This is a genomic window from Acetatifactor sp., assembly GCF_982438285.1.
Genome location: NZ_CEWDFQ010000289.1, coordinates 1 through 3,996, shown reverse-complemented (window position 1 = coordinate 3,996; position 3,996 = coordinate 1). Strand labels below are relative to the sequence as shown.

At 50.9% G+C, this 3,996-nt stretch carries 4 protein-coding genes; all 4 read right to left on the bottom strand.

The window, feature by feature from the left end:
• Positions 1-41: 41 nt before the first annotated feature.
• Positions 42-1,370: a TrkH family potassium uptake protein gene (locus AC1WIP_RS12575; protein ID WP_481142153.1), complete on the bottom strand. Its 1,329-nt coding sequence runs from the start codon at positions 1,368-1,370 to the stop codon at positions 42-44.
• A 181-nt stretch (positions 1,371-1,551) separates the two neighbouring features.
• Complete coding sequence (locus AC1WIP_RS12570; protein ID WP_481142152.1) at positions 1,552-2,952, bottom strand: sugar ABC transporter ATP-binding protein; 1,401 nt, start codon at positions 2,950-2,952, stop codon at positions 1,552-1,554.
• Complete coding sequence (locus AC1WIP_RS12565) at positions 2,933-3,400, bottom strand: sensor histidine kinase (RefSeq protein ID WP_481142151.1); 468 nt, start codon at positions 3,398-3,400, stop codon at positions 2,933-2,935. The genes AC1WIP_RS12570 and AC1WIP_RS12565 overlap by 20 nt, the downstream gene beginning before the upstream one ends.
• Positions 3,401-3,461: 61 nt before the next feature.
• Positions 3,462-3,996, bottom strand: a 535-nt coding sequence (locus AC1WIP_RS12560; protein WP_481142150.1) for an ATP-binding cassette domain-containing protein, incomplete at its 5' end; no start/stop codon positions are given.

The window sequence follows — 3,996 nt, the reverse complement described above, 5'->3', positions numbered from 1 at the left end:
GGCCGATCACCAAAAAGGATTTCATAACGTATTCCTCCCTCTTATCCGATCAAGATCTTCTCCGGCACGCTGCGGACCTTGGGGTGAGGCCGGTCACGGGTCATAGCCATGGCCACAGACAAACTCCCCACCCGCCCGGCAAACATCAGCAGTGTGATGGCCACCTTGGAGGCGGTTTTCAAGGTGGGCGTCACTCCATGGGTCAGACCTACGGTGCCGATAGCGGAGACAGCCTCAAACAGCGCATCGTCCACCCGAACCCCCTCCAGGCAGAGCACCAGACATCCGGCCAGGCATGTCAGAGCAAAAATGCTGACAGAGGAAAAGGCCTGCTGAATGGTGTCCTCGTCCAGACGGCGGCGGAAAACGTTGACGTCGTCCTTACGCAGCATTCTGGCCCGGATGCCCAGCAGCAATACTGCGAAAGTATTGACCTTGATACCGCCGCCGGTGGAGCCGGATCCGGCTCCAATGAACATCAGCGCCATGCTGACCAGCACGCCGGCCTGGCTCAGGGCCATCAGATCCGCGGTGTTGAACCCGGCGGTACGGCAGGTCACCGACTGAAACGCCGCCATTAAAAGCCGCTGCCCAGCGGGGACGCCGGCGAAAGCGTGATCGCCTTCGATTACATAGAACAGCGCCGTTCCGGATACCAGCAGCACGGCTGTACCCGTCAGCACCAGTTTGCTGTGGAGCCGGTAACGGCGGACGTTCAGCCGATGGACCAGCACGTCGTCCCACACCAGAAATCCCAAGCCTCCGGCCACGATCAAGGCCATGATCACCACATTCAGCAGCGGCTCTCCCGCCTCGGTAGTCAGGGAAGCCCCGGTGCCCAGCAGATCAAACCCCGCATTGCAGAAAGCAGATACCGCATGGAATACCGCCATCCAAAGGCCCCGGCCCAGGCCAAACCGCGGGCAGAACCAGAAAGCCAGCAGCACCGCTCCGGTACCCTCGCAGGCGGCCGTTACAGTCAGAGCCCGCCGGGTCAGCCGCACCACGCCGCCTACCTGGAGCGCGCCCACGGTGTCCATCAATACCGAGCGCTGGTGCAGACCGATGCGCCGGTGCAGCAGGATCGCCACCAGAATGGAAATGGTCATAAAACCCAGACCGCCGATCTGGATCAGCAGCAGGATCACCGCCTGGCCAAAGAGGGAGAACTGGGTCCATGTGTCGTACAGCACCAGTCCCGTCACGCAGGAGGCGGAAGCGGAGGTAAACAGGGCGTTCAGAAAGGGAATCGACTCTCCCGATCGGGAGGAAACAGGCAGCATCAGCAGCACCGCCCCCGCCAGAATCAGACAGGCGAAGCCGATGGTCAGCGTTTGAACGGCGTTGAGATGGACGCGGCGGCGGGACATAAGCACCTCCGAAAGCGCGCCGAAGCGCAGGTCAGCCAAGGGTGCGCACGAAAATGGCTGCCCCGGCACTGTGGGTATTATATCCCCCCCGCGATGGATTTGCAATGATAAGAACCGTTAAAAAACGTCTGTATTCAGACAAAATCAAGGGCGGAGAAGCAGATTTCTCCGTCCTTAATTTTCAAATTTCAATCGTTCGGCTGCTCACCTGAATAATATCGGACACAAATGGAGATAGAAGCAAAATACTGATCCCGCTTGACGCAATTTGCAGAAGGAGCTTGTTTAGCTCCAAACGTTCCACTTCATCCAAACTGCAGTAAGGGTGTATCATCAAAAGCAACTTCGGCTTCAATACTAGCCATCGCAAAAGCGCCAAACTGATTTTTTGAATATTTGACAGTTCTTCAACATCTGCAATGTCAAGAACATCCTGGCTTATTCCATATTTTTCGGCAGCTTTTGATGCCAGATATTGGTTTATGCTTCTGTTTGTAAAGCCACCGACATGGTCTGTATGTTTGCCCAGCATTAAGGAGACGTTTTCCTCTGCTTTAAAATTTGTGAAAAGATTTTTATCAGGTTCCCCGTAAACCATCCCGATCCCTGCAGCGATAGCGTCGCTGCAGGAAATAAATCGGCAAGGAGATGCATTCAGTATCATCTCACCCTTGAATGGATTCAAGCCAAAAATGCTTTCCAGAATCAAACTGGAATTTGTGACATCATCTGCAATTAAACTCACAATATCCGACCGGGGCACGGACAGGTTCAGAGAAGCTCCCATATATCCGCCGGGGCGAAAGCCGCGCAGCTGAATCAATACGGGGGGCTGCTCTGCTTCGCTATCCTTATATGTCGCAGAAGGATACTGTCCCTGGGTCAACGCCTGAAAAAGCAGGGATTTGTTTACCTCTCCTTTTTCAAACACATGAGCCACCGTCGCATCCCGCAAAACCAGAATCTGATTCGCTTGTTCAAATATACTTGTAATTACACCGGAAAACACGACAACTCCGATGCCCTTTTCCTGTAGAATTTTCAGCAGTCCTTTGAATCTTCTAATTTGGACGTCCGTATAATTGTCCATTGTATTTTCGAATATTATTATCTTCGCACCATGTGCAACAGCCCGGGCCGCCATAACAGCATGGCGTTCAAAAGTATCGCATGCTCCGCCATACATATTGCCCTGCAGCGGAAGTTCCATACATTGGAGGAGCTCGTCAGCCGCCGAATCAAGGTTGGTTCTGCACAGAAAAAAAGGGGCTTTCACAGGATGCGGGGCCAGAAAAATATTCTCACTCAGCTTAAAATTTTCTATTATGGCAGAGGAATTTTGAATCACATAGATCCCGTGATTGTTTGCGTCTGTTGGAGATATAAAGGTGACAGGATTTCCATCCAGGCAGAGCCTTCCACAATATTTCTGCTCATTCCCGCTCAAAATATTGAACAGTTCATGGAGATAACTGCCTCTCAAGCCTATGATCATCAGCAAGTCACTTTCAAACAGCGAAAAGTTGACGTCAAACATCGAACGAAAGCCGATTTTCTCGCATTTAAGCAAGGGCTGATTCATTGCCGTCCAATTCCTTTCTGTAAGGAAAAGTAAGTTCCACCCGTGTGCCTACCATCTTTGTGCTGTATATGCTGATTCCGTAATTGCATCCAAAACATTGCTGAATTCGCCGATTCGCGTTGTAGAGCGCAATGCCGTGAGAAGGGCCCTTTGCATAAATTGGCTCCGGAGCTTGCCCGCAAAGGTGCTTTTTGGTCTGAATCAGCGTTTCTTCGTCCATTCCTACGCCGTCGTCCAAAATGGTAATGCAAAGAACATCTCCAGTTCTGCATACGCGAATTTTTATAGTTCCCTTTCCAAGCTTCGGTTCCAAGCCGTGATAAATAGCATTCTCTATGATCGGCTGCAATGTCAGCTTCGGGATTTTTGTGCTGAGAATATTGTCATCATGTTCAATATCCATGGTAAGATCAATCTTATCGAGATATCGGTATTTCTGGATCTTCATATAATAAACCAGGTTATCCAATTCCAAGCGGAGCGGGATCATGTTTTCCCGTTGGCTTATGTTATATTTGAACAGGTTGGATATCCAGGCCATCGTATTTCAAGGAAATACTTTCTACGATTTCCTTTGCCTTCTGCCGTTCGCGTCTGGCATTGATAAACGGGCCCGACCTCATCTCCTGAAGATTTGAAATCGTCGTGTTAAACAGGATGCTGTGTTCTAAAAACAGTCCGTCTTTTTTTCGGCTCTCCGTCAAAAATGCCACACCGTTTTCCACGGACTTCTGCGGAGTTGGCTTGACCGTTTTTCCTTTGTAAATAACTTTTCCTGAAGTAGGCTTATCAATTCCAAAAATTACATTGGCAATCTCACGCTGTCCCGCTCCCACCAAGCCAGCCAGAGCAACAACCTCGCCTTTGCGGATATTCAGATTGATATTTTTCAGCGTATCATGCAGAGAAACGTCCTGGAGTTCCAATATCACCTCGTCTTTTACGTACTGCCCGACAGGCGGGTACTCTTTGCTCATGTCTTTTCCCACCATGTCATGCACCATGGACTCCCTATTCGTCTGCGCTGCCGCCCGAGAACTGATG